The 15,723-nt window shown below is 42.8% G+C and carries 19 protein-coding genes; 7 read left to right on the plus strand and 12 right to left on the minus strand.

Features of this window, described 5'->3' with window-relative positions; translation table 11 throughout:
* The 3 genes from WHS38_08305 to WHS38_08315 are packed head-to-tail and all read right to left on the minus strand — an operon-like array spanning window position 1 to window position 2,184.
* Entirely contained in the window at window positions 1–1,440 is a 1,440-nt protein-coding gene (locus tag WHS38_08305) for a DNA integrity scanning protein DisA nucleotide-binding domain protein (protein MEJ5300976.1), read from the minus strand.
* Window positions 1,441–1,471: 31 nt separating this feature from the next.
* Window positions 1,472–1,750, minus strand: coding sequence for an ogr/Delta-like zinc finger family protein (locus WHS38_08310; protein ID MEJ5300977.1), 279 nt, complete (start codon window positions 1,748–1,750; stop codon window positions 1,472–1,474).
* A 2-nt stretch (window positions 1,751–1,752) separates the two neighbouring features.
* Window positions 1,753–2,184 (minus strand): DUF5663 domain-containing protein, encoded by a 432-nt coding sequence (locus tag WHS38_08315; protein ID MEJ5300978.1) that lies wholly within the window; start codon window positions 2,182–2,184, stop codon window positions 1,753–1,755.
* Between the two features lie 102 nt (window positions 2,185–2,286).
* Between WHS38_08315 and WHS38_08320 the strand changes: the two genes are divergently transcribed.
* Both WHS38_08320 and WHS38_08325 read left to right on the plus strand, forming a co-directional pair.
* Window positions 2,287–2,925 (plus strand): DUF3786 domain-containing protein, encoded by a 639-nt coding sequence (locus WHS38_08320; protein MEJ5300979.1) that lies wholly within the window; start codon window positions 2,287–2,289, stop codon window positions 2,923–2,925.
* 97 nt (window positions 2,926–3,022) lie between these two features.
* Entirely contained in the window at window positions 3,023–3,505 is a 483-nt protein-coding gene (locus tag WHS38_08325; GenBank protein MEJ5300980.1) for a thioesterase family protein, read from the plus strand.
* 72 nt (window positions 3,506–3,577) lie between these two features.
* Here WHS38_08325 and WHS38_08330 read toward each other — a convergent pair whose 3' ends face one another.
* The 3 genes from WHS38_08330 to WHS38_08340 form a co-directional block, all read right to left on the minus strand.
* Entirely contained in the window at window positions 3,578–3,979 is a 402-nt protein-coding gene (locus WHS38_08330; GenBank protein ID MEJ5300981.1) for a putative zinc-binding protein, read from the minus strand.
* Window positions 3,980–4,062: 83 nt separating this feature from the next.
* Window positions 4,063–4,296 (minus strand): thioredoxin family protein, encoded by a 234-nt coding sequence (locus tag WHS38_08335; GenBank protein ID MEJ5300982.1) that lies wholly within the window; start codon window positions 4,294–4,296, stop codon window positions 4,063–4,065.
* Entirely contained in the window at window positions 4,287–4,673 is a 387-nt protein-coding gene (locus tag WHS38_08340; GenBank protein ID MEJ5300983.1) for a metalloregulator ArsR/SmtB family transcription factor, read from the minus strand. Before WHS38_08340 ends, WHS38_08335 begins: the two co-directional genes overlap by 10 nt.
* A gap of 189 nt (window positions 4,674–4,862) precedes the next feature.
* On the opposite strand from WHS38_08340, the gene WHS38_08345 reads away from it, so the two are divergent.
* From WHS38_08345 to WHS38_08365, 5 genes are all read left to right on the plus strand, one after another.
* The gene (locus WHS38_08345) at window positions 4,863–5,654 is read left to right on the plus strand and encodes a sulfite exporter TauE/SafE family protein (GenBank protein ID MEJ5300984.1); all 792 of its coding nucleotides are present in this window, start codon (window positions 4,863–4,865) and stop codon (window positions 5,652–5,654) included.
* 3 nt (window positions 5,655–5,657) lie between these two features.
* Complete coding sequence (locus WHS38_08350) at window positions 5,658–6,407, plus strand: DUF374 domain-containing protein (GenBank protein MEJ5300985.1); 750 nt, start codon at window positions 5,658–5,660, stop codon at window positions 6,405–6,407.
* Window positions 6,408–6,583: 176 nt separating this feature from the next.
* Entirely contained in the window at window positions 6,584–7,765 is a 1,182-nt protein-coding gene (locus tag WHS38_08355) for an acetyl-CoA C-acetyltransferase (protein ID MEJ5300986.1), read from the plus strand.
* A gap of 42 nt (window positions 7,766–7,807) precedes the next feature.
* Window positions 7,808–8,602, plus strand: a complete 795-nt coding sequence (locus WHS38_08360) for an enoyl-CoA hydratase-related protein (GenBank protein MEJ5300987.1) — start codon at window positions 7,808–7,810, stop codon at window positions 8,600–8,602.
* 107 nt (window positions 8,603–8,709) lie between these two features.
* Window positions 8,710–8,967: an EF-hand domain-containing protein gene (locus WHS38_08365; protein ID MEJ5300988.1), complete on the plus strand. Its 258-nt coding sequence runs from the start codon at window positions 8,710–8,712 to the stop codon at window positions 8,965–8,967.
* A gap of 103 nt (window positions 8,968–9,070) precedes the next feature.
* Here WHS38_08365 and rpsU read toward each other — a convergent pair whose 3' ends face one another.
* The 6 genes from rpsU to WHS38_08395 all read right to left on the minus strand — a co-directional run bounded on the left by rpsU (window position 9,071) and on the right by WHS38_08395 (window position 15,618).
* A complete protein-coding gene (rpsU, locus tag WHS38_08370) occupies window positions 9,071–9,265 on the minus strand; it encodes a 30S ribosomal protein S21 (GenBank protein MEJ5300989.1) in 195 nt (64 codons plus the stop codon).
* 267 nt (window positions 9,266–9,532) lie between these two features.
* The gene (locus WHS38_08375; protein ID MEJ5300990.1) at window positions 9,533–10,849 is read right to left on the minus strand and encodes a phenylacetate--CoA ligase; all 1,317 of its coding nucleotides are present in this window, start codon (window positions 10,847–10,849) and stop codon (window positions 9,533–9,535) included.
* Window positions 10,850–10,852: 3 nt separating this feature from the next.
* Entirely contained in the window at window positions 10,853–11,584 is a 732-nt protein-coding gene (locus WHS38_08380; GenBank protein ID MEJ5300991.1) for an ABC transporter ATP-binding protein, read from the minus strand.
* A 3-nt stretch (window positions 11,585–11,587) separates the two neighbouring features.
* On the minus strand, window positions 11,588–13,411 hold the full coding sequence (locus WHS38_08385) for a branched-chain amino acid ABC transporter ATP-binding protein/permease (protein MEJ5300992.1): 1,824 nt from the start codon (window positions 13,409–13,411) through the stop codon (window positions 11,588–11,590).
* Between the two features lie 25 nt (window positions 13,412–13,436).
* Window positions 13,437–14,297 carry a branched-chain amino acid ABC transporter permease gene (locus WHS38_08390; protein MEJ5300993.1) on the minus strand — a complete coding sequence of 287 codons (861 nt, stop codon included), beginning with the start codon at window positions 14,295–14,297 and terminating at the stop codon, window positions 13,437–13,439.
* Window positions 14,298–14,418: 121 nt separating this feature from the next.
* A complete protein-coding gene (locus WHS38_08395; GenBank protein ID MEJ5300994.1) occupies window positions 14,419–15,618 on the minus strand; it encodes an ABC transporter substrate-binding protein in 1,200 nt (399 codons plus the stop codon).
* Window positions 15,619–15,723: the final 105 nt, after the last annotated feature.

A 15,723-nucleotide genomic window follows, 5' to 3' on the forward strand; every position in this document is an offset into this window, starting at 1 on the left:
TCACTTTAAGCCGAGCCACTCATGAAGAGTAGGAGCCTTATACAGTGTGCTGAAGGTTATCTCATAGGGTAGGCGAGTTGTAAGGTCAAAGCCATTTTGGAATACAGAAACGGGTCTATCACAGGAGACAGTTATTACCACCACTTCAGGATGCTGACTTGTAAACCTTAAGGCAGAGTTAAACCGAGCGCCTCTGGATCTATCTTCATTTGTGACTGCCAGTCCATCAAGCAAGCATGAAAAGGCATAGAGATGAAGGTCTCTACCAATGTGAATTGCTCCGTCAAGCATTGAAAGCCTGCAGGTAAGTTCTAGGTTTTTCCGAATTTTTAAAGAAAGTGGCTCGGCTAGATGCTGACCGGAAAGCTTTAGCGGTGTATGTCCAAGATCCACAACTATGCATGCTCCATGTTGCTTTTCCGTGGCTTCCTGAACAATGTGCAGAACGATTGACAGCAGGTCGTCTCTAGTGTCGCTATCTAAATCTGATTCTACGAGAATTTCTTCAAACTCCACCAGGGATACTTTGCGATTTGTGGCGAGAAACTTTCCATCAGCAAAGCTACACACGATATTTTGGTTAATGTATAAGAATCCGTAAGTTTTGTGAAAATCCGCTATGATAGCCGGTGAAGAAATGTTTTCGGAAGCTATCCCCACAATGTGTTTTCCATCAGAGATTAGCGCCGTTTTAGAATTGTGAACAGCGGTTAGTAATTTACGGACGTGTTTTGTGTGGGTAAGAAGAGGTCTTTCGTAATGTGGAAATTTTATCAAAAAGTCTATCGTGCTCAGTTTAGATGGTTCAACAATAGCTAACATCCCTTCAGGTAGCATTCCTTCTTCGGGTGTTTTAGATATGTCTAGAATAGCCTCCAGGGTGCTCGAAACCATGTAAGGCATATCCCAGCCTATGAGCAGGTTTAGTTCATCCATGATGTAATCTCGCACCGCGTAGGAAGCGTATTCTTTAAGCACGAGCCGGGAAGTAGCTGTATAAAAGGCGTCTTCTATGGCAAATTCATGGGAAAGCAAACATACAGCGTTTTCAAGCCATCGTTCTATAGGGCCTATTGAAGCTATGTCGGGATGATGTTCAGCAAACCACATTTGATAGAATATATTCCCTGTTCTCCCTCCGTAGGAGATGATACCGCTCAGCCCTAGATCCTTTTCAGGAACGATTTCCCCAAAAAGTGTCATGCTATCCAATCTTAGAGGGCAACTAAGCCAGGCACTTGAATCAACGTAAAGTTCTTTTAGAGGCCGTTCGTGACCATCTAGAAGCCGATAAGGATCGTAAAGAACCAGCGGATCATCATATTTTTCAGCATAAAGAAGAGCAACTCTAGTTGGTCTTCCGCAAAATCGCGAAAGCCCATCAGTAAGTCCTTCAAGAACGTTGAAAATTCTCAGGCGTTTGCTGAATTCAGAGACCACCTATCGACTTTCCTCACAGACAAAATTGCTTCTACTCCATAATGCCATCTTTGAGGTCTTCTGGAGACCACACGGGGATAGGACCCGATTGTCCCGTTTCCGGATCATAGCGATAACGATAGGAGCAAGGGTTTTTGTAAGTTGTGAACATGTGTTTCCATCCTCGTTGGTAATAGGGGCAATCATCGTTAAAACAAACGTAGAAAAATTCAGATGTCCAGGTGGAAAAAAACGGCACTCGCCATTTTTTCATTTTAGATCCACAATGAGGGCAAATGGATAGGTCTTTCTTCTCCTTACCTTGTTCCATATTTATTCACTCCCTTCATCTTCTTCTTTGAGTTCCTTTATGCGCTGTTCAAATTCTTGTGGGTCGAAGTTTCGATTCCGCATGAAAAGATCCGCAAACTGTTTCATCGTTTCTTTCATGACTTCCTGATAGTTTGGAACGTATTGATCGAAAATTTCAGCAATTTTCTCATAGGAAAGCTGATTTAAATCTTCGCACAGGCGAAGATATTCTTCTCGTTTGTCTTCCGGAAGAGCTTTCACCATATTTTGACCTAGAAGGTTTTCAAAAAGTCTATACATGTCGTTAAGAAGCTTTTTTAGGGATTCAGGTGAATGCTTTTCTCCCTTTTTCTCCACAAGGACTCTACAAAAATTCATAATGTAAGGGTTTTTCATAGAAAGAGGTGTGATTTGAGCAAGTTCTCGAGCTGACGGTGGTCTTTTAACAGTCACTTTTGTCTCCTTTCTTTTTGCTTTTCGATTTGTAAAAAATTCATTACGGTTTATTTAACCACGTTTGTAAAACTGTTGCAATGGATAAGGAGAGAGCATGTTATGAGTGGCGAGAATTACAAATCGATCATTCAATCTTATCTCGATAGGGCCTTTGCAAGAGGTATTGATCTGCTTAGAATTTCTATTCCAGCCCATTTAGAAGACGATAAACTAGAATTCAAAGCCTTTGGGGCAAACTGTTTTATAAAAAAGGATGGGGTTTTTATTGACGGCTATAGTGAAGAAGGGCCTAAAGGAGTTCTCGTAAGCATTTACGCTCTTTATGCTCCTCAGAATGAAATAGCTACGGTAACTTCATGGCAGGCTTTTAGAGATTTGCCCAACAGTATGCCCTACTGGGGAGCTTTCAGATCCAACGCCGAGGAACCCCTTATTCCTTTCGTAGAGAAGGTTTTTTCTTTACGCCGAGAAATTTGTGATTGGCTTGGGGGATATTTTACCAGCGACACTCCTGGTGACTTTGCCTTTGTTGTTTTCCCTTTTCCGAAGATACCACTGCTTTACATTTTTTATCTCCCGGACGAAGAGTTTCCCGCTGAAGCCAAATGCCTTTTTGCTGCTCAAGATCCTTTTATGCCGGTTGATGCTCTTGCGGACGTTGCAGAACATACAAGCAGGCTTATGATAGAATTTGTTGAAAAAAATTATGATAGCAAAAAGAAAATAGGAATGATCTAGTCAGTATCACTATAGCTGGAGTTCGGTGATAAAGGTGGATGGTAATAGATTGCAATTTATAAATAATTTTTTATCAGGATCGTCTTTGGGGGAAACTATGGGAAGTCATAAAAATTCAGTTGAATGTAAAGAAGAAGCAAGATTTACCGTAAGGATCCCAGTGACGATTCACTTTGGGGATACAGATCCTTACGGAGTGGTCTATTTTGCTTCTTATTTCAGGTATTGTCATCATGGCATTGAAGCTTTTTTTAATCATTATGGTTTTCCACCGCATCAGTATTTTCGAAATGTTGAAAGAGGTTTTGGTCTTCCGGTGGTGGATGCTTCCTGCCGATTCCTTAAGCCTGTAAAGTATGGTGACGAACTATGGCTTGATGTGTCTGTTAAAAGCTTCAAAAGCAAATCTGTTACTTTTGATTTTCGTTTTTACGAGAAAGCAAAAGAACTCCTTGTTGCCCAGGGTGAAGCTACCATCGTTGCAATAGATAGAACTTGGAGAGCCTGTGATCTGCCACCCGAAGTTCTTGAATGTCTTTCTAAGATTTGCGCGCCAAAACCAACTCCTACTACGGCATAGAGTTAGTAGTCATTGTGGGAACGACGCGATATCGTTTCCTGATATTCTCTAATACAGAAAATCGTTACGCTTTTAATCAGATTTTGATCTTTTTATGGGCAAAGACTTAACCGCGTTTTTAACTTTCTCAATATCGTCTCTTGAGAGATTGAAGTTTTTGTTTTTCTGAATTCCGAGATCGGTTGTAATGACCAGGTAGGCACCTAAAGGCACTCCAGCACTTTGGAGTGTTGCTTTTGCACAACCTATCTCGCAACCGTCAATTACAATCATAGCCGGAGCGTCCTTTGCAGATTGAACGAATCCACCGAGACGACCTCCAATTCCAGCTAGACAATACATTTTTCCAAAGCCTTCGACCGTGAGTTCTACTGCAGCCTGATTTGAAAGTTGCCCAACATTTGATCCACCGGAACAGGCAAGAATCATTATGTTGTCTTGTGGAGCTTCACAGCTACATTTTTCTACTGACATTTATCTACACCTCCTTTTCACTATTTAGGTAGGGCGACTATTGGGTCACCCATACCCGAGCGAAGGCAATGTTCTTAATACGCTTATTTTTTAAGCCATTTTTTAACTTCTTCTTTGGTTGGCACTTTACCAACAGACTTCACTTCTCCATCTATGACGACGGCTGGAGTGCCAAATACCCCGTATGAGGCTATCTGATTGGGGTCGGTCACTTTCTCTACATTTGCTGCAATTCCGCATTCTGCTAAAGCATCCATTACAATGGATGCAGTTTGTTTGCATCTGGGGCAACCAGGTCCTAAGATTTTCACATCCATGATGTTTCCTCCTTTTTGACTTGTTTTTTAAAAGCCGGGGAACAAATTTGATAACGATCGACTGTGTCGATTCGGAATATAACTTCTTTAATCGCTGGATCATCTTCAAGCCACTCTTCCAGAAATTGAATCAATATCTTAGCGTAAGGATTGGGAGTTTCTTTATAGACGCGGTAATTGACCCACAGGTTCTCCTTTGAGTAAGTAATGAGATCAGCTTCTTCTAGCACTTTCAGGTGTTTTGATACAGTTGGTTGGGCAAGTCCGATTAGAGCCTGTATTTCACAAACACACATTTCCCTTTTCAAAAGGGCTTTTAAAATTTTAACTCTGTTAGGTTCAGACAAAGCCTTCATGACTTTTATAAACTGTTTCATTTGAGCTTTTCCTTTCTTGACGTATTCATAAATGCTCATATAGTTTGATGGTTAAAAAGTCAATAAAATTCCCTGCTTCAAAAGAATGATTGTGTTATAGTTTATTCTCACTTTAAGGAAAAGGTTCAAGAAAAAACAGACTTCATCAAAAGGAATGGAATAATCTTTAATGAGAAGGAGAGCCTCAAAATGGACACCTTTAAGAAGCGCTTATTTCATTCTCTGTGGATAGGTTTTCTCGCCGGAGTATTCGGAGGACTTGTAGGAATTGGCGGAGGAGTGGTGATGATTCCTCTCATGGTTGCTGTTCTTAAGCTTTCTCAGCACCGTGCCCATGGAACAAGTCTTCTAGCCCTGGTTTTTACTGGGCTTACTGGAGCTATAACTTACGGTTTGAAAGGAGAAGTTGACATTATTGCAGGAATTACCTTGGCTGTAACTGCTATATTTGCAGCTATTGCAGGAGCTAACTTTGCTAATAGCCTTCCAGAATGGAAACTTAAAAGATCCTTTGGAGCTTTTCTTATTTTTGCTTCCCTGGTCCTGGTATTAAAACCCTTATTGCTAGCTCATTATCATGCAACCATAGCTGGTTTACCCAAAATTGCAGGTTTGTTAGTCGTTGGGATAGCCACAGGCTTTCTGGCTGGCATGATGGGAATAGGAGGCGGAACAATTACTGTTCCTGCTCTTGTATTGCTTTTTAACTACGGACAACACATAGCTCAAGGAACATCCCTTCTTTGTATGGTGCCTGCCGGAGCAATGGGATCCTATACTCACTGGCGCCTGAAAAACGTTGCCGTTGATCTTTTGCCAGGGCTTATTATAGGGATCATCTTAGGAACAACCATTGGAAGTAATGTGGCTCTGGTATTAAAGGAGAGCGTCCTGCGAATATTATTCGCTTTAATAGTTTGCTGGACTGGTATGAGATTTTTGAGAACCCCAAGACCTGCAATCGTTGCCCTTGAGGACTAAATAATGGCAGAAAGATTGATTCCAAGGGGTAGATATGCTTTCTTAAACTTCATAACAGATTATTTTTTATCACTTATAAGTTTGTCCTGCCGCTATTCTCTGGATGGTATATACACCACCACAAAAATGTTTTTGGAAAAGAGGCATGGGATATTAGCTTTCTGGCACAGGGACCTTGTAGGAATGCTTTCTTTCTTTTTCAGACTGCCCTCTTTATCGAAAATTAAAGTATTTGATGCTAACGACAAAATGATCCTACCAGCATTTTTAAATATTCCCTTTCCCGATGTATCTGCTGTTATGGTTAGTGCAAGCCGGGATGGGGAGATCGTGAATCACTTACTGAAACAGTCTGGCTTTAGCACAATAAGAGGTTCTTCAGGGACCTATGGCTTAAGAGCAGCTTTTGGAGTTTTACAATATTTCAAGACTAGAGCTGGATTCCCTGCCTGTGTAATTATGATTGCGGATGGAAGTCGCGGCCCCGCTTGCGAAGTGCAGAGAGGAATTCCTTTTCTCGCTCGTCTTACCAAATCTGTCATTATACCCTGCGCCAGCGCTTCTTTTCCTTCTTTTTCCGTTCCTTCTTGGGATAGAATGATTGTCCCGATTCCTTTTTCTCGGATTGGTATTGTTTTTGGAAATCCTATCGAACCAGGCGGGGAGAGTGATGATGTGTTTGCATGCCAGGTTAAACACGCCATTGACGTTTGTTATGAAAAAGCTTTGAGAGTGGTTAGAGGTAGTTCTTGATTTTGAAAGTTGGCTTTGGTTGACATTTCTAAACAAGGTTTGATAAGGTTTTCGCGAACATTCATGATCTTCATAAGGATCTTTTGGTTGTGGTTTTAGTGGGGGCACAGCATCATAATATTTGTGGCTCTGGTACGATTTGAATTTATACAAAACAATTTTTAGGAGGGGAATGTATGAATACTCCGGTTATTGCCATGGCTGTTAGAACTCCAGTTGGAAGTTTTGGGCGATCTCTTACCAATATTTCAGCAGTGGAACTTGGTGTAATTGCTCTTAAAGAAGCTTTGACTCGCCTTAATTTGGACCCAAAGGAAGTTGATGAAGTTATACTTGGTAATGTGCTTCAGGCAGGGCAGGGACAGAATCCTGCGAGACAGGTTGCTGTTCATGCTGGAATTCCAATAGAAGTGCCTGCCTATACTATTAACAAAGTCTGTGCTTCAGGTCTCAAATCCGTAATGCTGGCTGCTCAGAGTGTTATGCTTGGGGAAGCCGATGTGGTTGTCGCTGGCGGTATAGAAAATATGAGTCAGGCTCCTTATGCTCTTCCCAAGGTGAGATGGGGACAGAGAATGGGGGATGGCAATCTTGTTGACCTAATGATTTTCGATGGTCTTTGGGATATCTTTAACGGCTACCACATGGGAATCACGGCGGAAAACCTAGCTGAAAAGTATGGCATTACAAGGGAAGAACAAGACGAATTTGCTTTAGGAAGCCAGCAAAAAGCGGAAGCCGCTATTAAAGCTGGAAAGTTTAAGGAAGAAATTGTTCCTGTCTTGATTCCTCAAAAGAAAGGTGATCCTGTTGTTTTTGATACGGATGAACATCCCCGCTTTGGAACTACTTTGGATGCCTTGAGCAAACTTCCTCCAGCTTTTAAAAAAGGCGGAACTGTAACGGCAGGTAATGCTTCCGGTATAAATGACGGAGCGGCAATTATTATAGTGATGTCAGAAAAGAAAGCGGTTTCTCTTGGCATAACGCCTCTTGCTACTATTAAATCCTGGGGAACGGCAGGAGTAGATCCAAGTATTATGGGGATTGGTCCTGTGCCCGCCAGCAAAAAAGCTCTAGCAAAAGCCGGATGGACGGTGGCCGATCTTGATCTTATTGAAGCCAACGAAGCTTTTGCAGCTCAAGCTATTGCGGTAAATCGGGAAATGGGATGGGATCTTGGTAAGGTCAACGTAAATGGTGGAGCAATAGCTCTGGGACATCCTATTGGGGCTTCCGGGGCGCGAATCTTAACAACGCTTCTTTACGAAATGAAGCGGCGTGGAGCTAAAAAGGGAATTGCTACGCTCTGCATCGGTGGTGGTCAGGGAGCTGCTCTTACAGTTGAGCGTTCCTAAAAAAGCGTTTCATATTTTTTAGCATCAAGGAGGGAATTAAAAATGGCTTACGAAAACATCCTTTTTGAAGTTAGAGACGACGGGGTGGCCGTGCTAACGGTAAACCGTCCAAAATCACTTAATGCTTTAAATCCTCAGACTCTTGAAGAAATTGACCGAGCTCTTGACGAAGTAGAACAGAACGACAAAATAAAAGTGCTGGTTATTACGGGTGCTGGCGATAAAGCTTTTATCGCTGGAGCCGATATTACTGAATTTCCTAAAATGAACTCTCTGCAAGCTTATAAGTTTGCAGAGAAAGGACAGATGGTGTTTTTCCGCCTTGAGCAACTCCCTAAACCCGTTATTGCATGTGTTAATGGGTTTGCTTTAGGGGGCGGTTGTGAACTGGCTATGAGTTGCGATTTTATTTACGCTTCGGATAAGGCAAAATTTGGACAGCCAGAGGTTAACCTTGGAATCATTCCCGGATTTGGTGGAACTCAGCGCTTAGCTCGACTTGTCGGCAGAGCGAAAGCTAAAGAACTCTGCATGACGGGTGAGATGATATCGGCTGAAGAAGCAAAGAATATCGGACTGGTAGCGAAAATTTTCCCTGCTGAGACGCTTATTGAAGAGACTCTTAAGGTGGCTTCAGCTCTTGCCCAGAAAAGTCAGGTAGCTTTGAGAGCCATCAAAAAAGTGATTGATGAAGGCGTTGGTTCGGATCTTCGGAGTGGTTGTCTGCTCGAAGCTAATGCCTTTGCTCTTACTTTCGCTAGCAGTGATGCTAGAGAAGGTGTCCAAGCCTTTTTGGAAAAAAGAAAACCAAATTTTAAAGGTGGTTATGAGTCGTGAAAAGTTGCATTTTTTTTCTTGACAGATTTGAAAAATAGGTAAATACAAGTGGCGTTGTTGTGGCTCAACAACTTTTAACTATTAACCCTAATTATGGAGGTTGATTTATGAAGCGTTTGGTAGCTGTTTTGATGGCGTTGGCTTTGGCAGTAGTTTTTGGTGTTGGTTCTGCTGTTGCCGCTGAACAGGCAAAACCTTGCCCCGACACCTTCAAGGCTCTTGACAAGAATAACGATGGCAAGCTTGCTCTTGATGAGTTCAAGGCTGGTGGCAAGGACAACACCGACGATGCTTTCAAAGCAAAAGACGCCAACAAAGATGGTGCACTTACTGTTGAAGAACTCTGCGGCGCTGCTAAGAAGTAATGAAAAGATAGAAGTGCTACATATCTGCTAAAACGAAAGCCGGGGCTTGGGATCGATCCCAAGCCCCGGCCATTTTTTATCTCCCATAAGCCAGCAGAAAAATTTAAGCAGAACGCATCAGGCGACGTTCTCTGCGCTGGAGTCTCTTAATAGCTTTCTTCTGCTTGATTCTTCTTCGCTCGCCTTTGGACAGGTAATAATTATGCCGCCTTAAAACAGGCTGAACGTTTTTCTGGAAGTCCTTTCTTAGCTTTCTTATCTTTTTTTCAAAGGACTCCTTGATTTCAGTTTCTGCCATTTAACCTTTCACCCACCTTTCACGTAAGTTCTTAATTTGACAGTAAAAATTTTGTTTTGATTGTTCTGCTGGCTTATGTCACGAGGCTTCAAATAACATAGATCATACTATCTGACAAGCTTAAACGAAGTCTATTAAAAAACCTCCTTATTGAAGCGATTTAAGCAAGTCAGAAAGAATGCCCAAATTCCTTATATTTTAAGTATTAAGCTTGAACAACCACAGAAAGTTTATCACATGACGCTATTACGAAGTCATAAGCTTTTTTCACTTTCTTTCGTCCACAAAAAGCATGATGTTTCCCTGAGAGTCTCTTTTTAGGGAAGGCAATTCCACAAGTTTAATCTGAGGCGTAATACCTATAAAGTTTGCCACTTTTTGGCGCATTTCATCCACGAAGGTTCTTTGATCTTTCATTTTGTCGAAGAAAAATTCTTCGGTGATCCCTATTCTGATTTCCAGATGATCTTCATGACCTTCTCTAACTACCGCGAGCTGGTATGGAGGACGATAGCCTTTAATACGTTCGATTACTTCACCAATCCTTTGAGGGACAATATTAATACCCTTGATTACCACAACATCATCACTTCGACCCTCAATTCGGCTTATTCTAATAGTTGTTCTGCCACAGGCACAGGGTGTGTCTATAATTCTACATAAGTCACCGGTGCGATACCTAACGACCGGAAAAGCTTCTTTGGTTAGAGTTGTTATAACTAACTCACCCTGTGAACCGGGAGGCAGAACTTCCCCGGTTGCAGGATCGATGACTTCAACTATAAAATGATCTTCCTGAACATGCATGCCGGCTTTTTCAAGACATTCCCCTGCCACCCCAGGACCCATTACCTCGCTTACTCCGTAGTTGTCGGTGGCTGTAACGAAGAGCCGTTCTTCTATTTCTCGACGCATTTCCTCCGTCCAGGGTTCACCACCGCACACCACATGCCGCAAGGATAGAGTTTTGGGATCGATACCTAGAAGGTTCATACGATCGGCTATGACCAGGGCGTAAGAGGGGGTTGATACTAAAACCGTGCTTCTGAAATCTCGCATTACGTATATTTGTCGTTCGGTTCGGCCGGTGGATGTGGGGAGAACTGATGCTCCTATGAGTTCAGCTCCGTAGTGAATTCCTAGCCCGCCCGTAAGCAATCCGTAGCCAAAGGTGATTTGAATAACATCATCGGGAGTGACTCCAGCGGCTGTAAGAACCCGAGCAACCAAACGGCTCCACGTTTTCAGATCCTGTCTGGTATAACCAACGACTCTCGGGTTCGTCATTGTGCCCGAAGAAGAATGAATACGCACAATTTCTCGAAGTGGCACAGCAAACATTTCGTATGGATAACTGTTGCTGATGTCTTCACTGGTCGTGAATGGAAGTTTTTTCAAATCATCTAGATCTGTAAGATCCTCTTCGGGTATAAAACCTATAGCTTTGAATCTTCGACGGTAAAAGGCAACGTTTTTATAAACGCGATTCAAAGTCGCTTGAAGCCTTTCTAGCTGAAGTTGTCGAAGTTCTTCTCGATCCATGCATTCTTTTTCTGGATCCCAGATCCTGTGATCGTATCCCACAGCCTAACCCTCCCATATCTTTGAAGTGCCCCGTCCCAGATAGGCACGCTGGACTTCCTTGTGCTCTAAAAGTTCCCTCCCGGTTCCATCAAGCACTATTTTTCCTGTCTCAAACACGTAACCCCGATCGGCAATCTTTAATGCCGCTTTGGCGTTCTGTTCTATCAGAAGAATTGTTTTTCCTTCGGATCTTAGTTCTTCAATGATCGAAAAGATTTCTTTAACAATTAGGGGAGCAAGGCCGAGAGATGGTTCATCCAGAATTAGAAACTGAGGTTGGTTCATAAGAGCTCTTGCAATAGCCAGCATTTGTTGTTCGCCTCCACTGAGAGTCCCGGCTCGCTGCTTTCTCTTCCTGGCTAATACAGGAAACCTAGCAAACATGAGTTCTTTCATTTCCTCTACGAATCTGCGATTTTTCCTTTTAAGGAAGGCCCCCATTTCCAGGTTAGTTTCCACAGAAAGAGTTGAAAAAATCTCTCGACCCTCAGGCACTAGACCAATTCCAAATTCAATAATTTTTTCTGTTGGGAGATCATTAACTGAGTGCCCATCAAAAATAATCGTGCCTTTGGTGGGTTTAAGTAAACCACAAATTACACGCACTACTGTTGTTTTTCCTGCCCCATTTGCACCTACCAGAGTCACTATTTCTCCTTTAGCAACATGAAAGGAAACACCTTTTAAGGCGTGAATTGCACCGTAGTGTGCGTGGACGCTTTTGACCATGAGCATGCTTTATTCCTCTTTCCCTAGATAAACTTCCACAACCTGGGGATTTTTTTTAATTTCATCCGGTGTCCCGGTGGCGAGGAGCTTTCCATAGTGAAGAACGGCAACTTGGTCTGAACGTTCCATCACCAGGTTCATGTCGTGTTCGATTATGAGCACTGTTATCCCCAAGTTCTTGATCTTTTCAATGAGCTCGCCGAATTGTTCTGTTTCTGCAGTGTTAAGTCCACCAGCCGGTTCGTCGAGCAACAATAGACGAGGTTCTGTTGCAAGCGCTCTCGCCACTTCAAGTAGTTTTTGTTTACCGAGAGGGAGAGAACCCGCTTCTTTGTATATTTCATCAACAAGCCCGACAAATTCAAGCCAATCTCGTGTTTTCTCAAAAATTACTCGTTCTTCTCTTGTCATAAAAGGAAGTCTTAGTGAGCAGGCGGTAAAACCTGATCTAGTTTTGGTGTGTCGTCCTATAGCAACGTTTTCTATTACGGTCATACGCTTAAAAAGAGCAACATTTTGAAAGGTTCTGGAAATGCCTAGAGCGGCAATTTTATGAGATGGAAGATTATCAATAGGCTTTCCATAGAAAGAGATTTGTCCTTTGGATGGTTTAATGACACCACTTATGCAGTTCAGAAGTGTAGTTTTGCCAGCCCCGTTTGGACCGATGATGGCTTGTATGATGCCTGAAGGAACCGAGAGAGTAACATTGTGTAAAGCTTCGACGCCCCCAAAGCTTTTTCCCAGTTCCTTTACTTTCAGGATAAAAGTGTTTGGCTGTGGTTCCCGTTTTTCTCCGATCGTTATTTGCAAGTTAACACCTTTTGAAGAATTGTGCTCTCGTTGAAAATTTATTTCATTTCCACCTTGAGCACGTCCGAATAGTGAAGCCATGTTAAATCGCGCTCCTATCAGCGGAAAAAGCCCGTCTGGGAAGAAAAGCGAGATGACGAGCAGAATTAGACCGTAAATGAGAATTTCAAGCTCTGCAAAGACCTGAAGCCATTCATTACTTAGAAATGTCAGAAAAAGGCTCCCTAAAAGGGATCCCCATATGCTTTGAATACCACCAACCATTACCATCAGGATGAACTTTATAGACCACACCAAATCAAAAGAGCTGGGATTGATGAATTCGACATAATGGGCGTAAAGACTTCCGGCAAAGGCTGCCATAGCTGCACTGATAACAAATATTTGCAGTTTGTAGCGAGCCGTGGGAACCCCCATGGCTTCTGCAGCTCTGTCATCTTCGTGGATTGCTCGAAGTGCTCTGCCTATTCTTGAATCCACAAGATTAAGGGCAAACAATACAAAGATGGCGACCCAGAACCATGTAAAGTAATACCATTGTAGAGCGGATTTTAATGCCCATGGACCCAGGCTTAAACCAGGTATCCCAACAAGTCCTGAAGGTCCACCTGTCCAGTTTACTTCTTCGTTAAAAACAATGTGAACAATGACCCCAAACCCTAAAGTCGCCATAGCCAGGTAATGCCCTTTAAGCCGAAGGCTCGGCACGCCAATGGCAAAAGCTATAGCTGATGTTATTCCAATTCCAAGAAGAATCGCCAGGGGAGGGGAAAGATTGAAATGAGTGGTAAGAATTCCCGAAGAATAAGCTCCGAGTCCCATAAAAGCTGCTTGAGCAAGAGAAATCTGACCCGCATATCCCATAAGAAGCGAAAGCCCTATGGCTACAATTCCAAAGATTCCCCCGAATATCATTACGTCTATGTAGTGGTTAATGACCGGGCTTTGTTGAGCAATCAAGGGGAAAATAGCTATCAGGAGAATGAAAATTAAAAATCCTGGAAAATTCTTTCTGTTCACGGCTTTTTGGCAATCCTTTCTAAGGTTATTTCGCTCTCCCAAATAATCCTTCAGGTTTTACAAAAAGAACTGCAAGAAGAGCTATTAAAGCAACAGCATCCTTGTAGCCCGATGATAGATAACCGGCGCAGAGGGATTCTGCAATCCCGATAAATACTCCCGCTACGAGTGCCCCCCAGAAATTTCCTAATCCTCCCAGAACAGCCACACTGAAGCCCTTGAGTCCAAGAAGCGCTCCACGATCGTATTCCATAAGGGATAGGGGCGTGATGATTACTCCTCCAGCAGCTCCTAGAGCGGCGCTCAGGGTGAAAGATAACAATATCATTTGTCGCACAGGAATCCCCATCATTCTTGCAGCTACTGGATTATCAGCGCAGGCGCACATGGCCTTTCCGTAATAAGATTTGTGGAAAAAGATGGAAAGCCCTGCAATGATGATAAGACTAATTCCCACAATCCACAGACTTTGGCGCTGAAGAGCCGCCCCAGCAATAATCCAGGGCGCGCCTCCTGAAAATGGAGGAAGGCTGTAAGGGTCTTTTCCCCAAATGAACATAGCGATGCCTTTTAGAACAATGGAAAAGGCTATGGTTACAATGATCAGTGTGAGAATACTCTGGCTTTTGGCATGGCGGACAGCGAACTTTTCAAAGCAGAGCCCCACACAGCTTACAATTGCGATAGCCGCAAGGAAGGCTAGCCATAAAGGTAAATGCAAGCTTTCGTAAAAGAAAACAGCGCATAGCCCTCCAAGCATAACAAATTCGCCTTGAGCAAAATTGATAATCTCGGTGACGTTGTAAATAATGTTATATCCTAGAGCAACTAACACATAGATCATGCCCACAGTGATACCAGAAACTGCATACTGAACCCATTCCATAGGTTGACCTATTGTCCTCCATATTTTGCGTAAAGAATACCTTAACCGTTATTATACTTTTTAATCTTGCCTGCTGAAGTGGGGACATGTTGGAACATGTCCCCTTTGATTTACATGAGTCTTACTTTGCTAATGCCCAGTCGCCATTACGAACTTCAACCATTATCAGATCTTTCTTCGTAAGTCCATTGTGATCCTCAGGTGAGAAATTAAATACTCCGCTTTGTCCCACAAAACCTTTCAGATTTTCCAGATAGTCGCGAATCTTTCCAGGATCATTTCCTACAGCTCTAAAGGCAGATAGTGCAAGCTGAACAGCATCCCAGGCATATCCCCCAAAGGCAGAAACCGGTTCCTTATGGAGAGCTTCATAGGCTGCGGCGTATTCCGTTGTCACCTTTTTTTGAGGATGATCATCAGGGAGCAGCTTTCCGATAATCACTGGAGAAATGGGCAACAGGACGCCTTCAGCATTTTTTCCGAGAATATCAAGATTCTTTCTACTTCCAAAACCATGGCTCTGGAAAAGAGGAATATCAGTCATGCCGAGATTTTTCCATGTTTGAACGGCAAGAATTTGAGTAGGACCAATGGACCAGTTTATGATGGCATCTGGCTTTAATGAGCGTATTTTCGTGAACTGGGCGGTTAAATCGGTGTCCTTCGGACCATATCTCTCATCAGCAACAATTTCTATACCATAGTTTGATGCGTATTTTAGAAGTTCTTCTCTGCCGCTTGCTCCAAAGCCGGTAGAATCTGATAAAATACCAACTTTACGTATTCCCTTGTTCCGCATGTATTCATACATTTGCTCTACAGCGTGTTGATCGGACTGAGCCGTTTTGAAGATCCAGCGTCTTTCGTTCACCGGTGTTACAATCTTATAACTGGCTGCGCAAGAAATAAGGGGTATTTTTGCTTCTTCTGCAATAGGAACAACTGCGAGACTTTCACCACTTCTTGTGGGGCCTACAATGACCGAAACCATGTCTTTTTTGATGAGCCTTTTAGCAGCCAAAGCGGCTTTTGTGGTGTCGCTTTCATCGTCATAGACTATGAGTTCCACAGGATGTCCATTGATACCTCCCTTTTTGTTAACTTCTTCAACTATCATGAGAGCCGTTTTCTTTTCTGGTTCCCCCAGGAAGGAACCTACTCCAGTAACCGAAAATATTGCCCCAATTTTGTATGGTTCCTTATCCCCTGCGTTTACTTTGTGAAAGCCCAAAATTATGCCAAAGATAACAACCAGAGAAATCGTGGTCATCATGAACCAGCTAAGTTTTCCAATGCTTTTGCTTTTCTTGCTCTTTTCCATGACTTATCCTCCTTTTGGAATTGAACATTTTAGTTGTTGATAAAAATAAAAGCCGTGAGCTTTTACGCCCACGGCTTTTACCAAAAACAAAAAGCCGCAGGCGAT

Source organism: Thermodesulforhabdaceae bacterium (assembly GCA_037482015.1).
In the GTDB taxonomy this organism is placed as follows: domain Bacteria; phylum Desulfobacterota; class Syntrophobacteria; order Syntrophobacterales; family Thermodesulforhabdaceae; genus JAOACS01.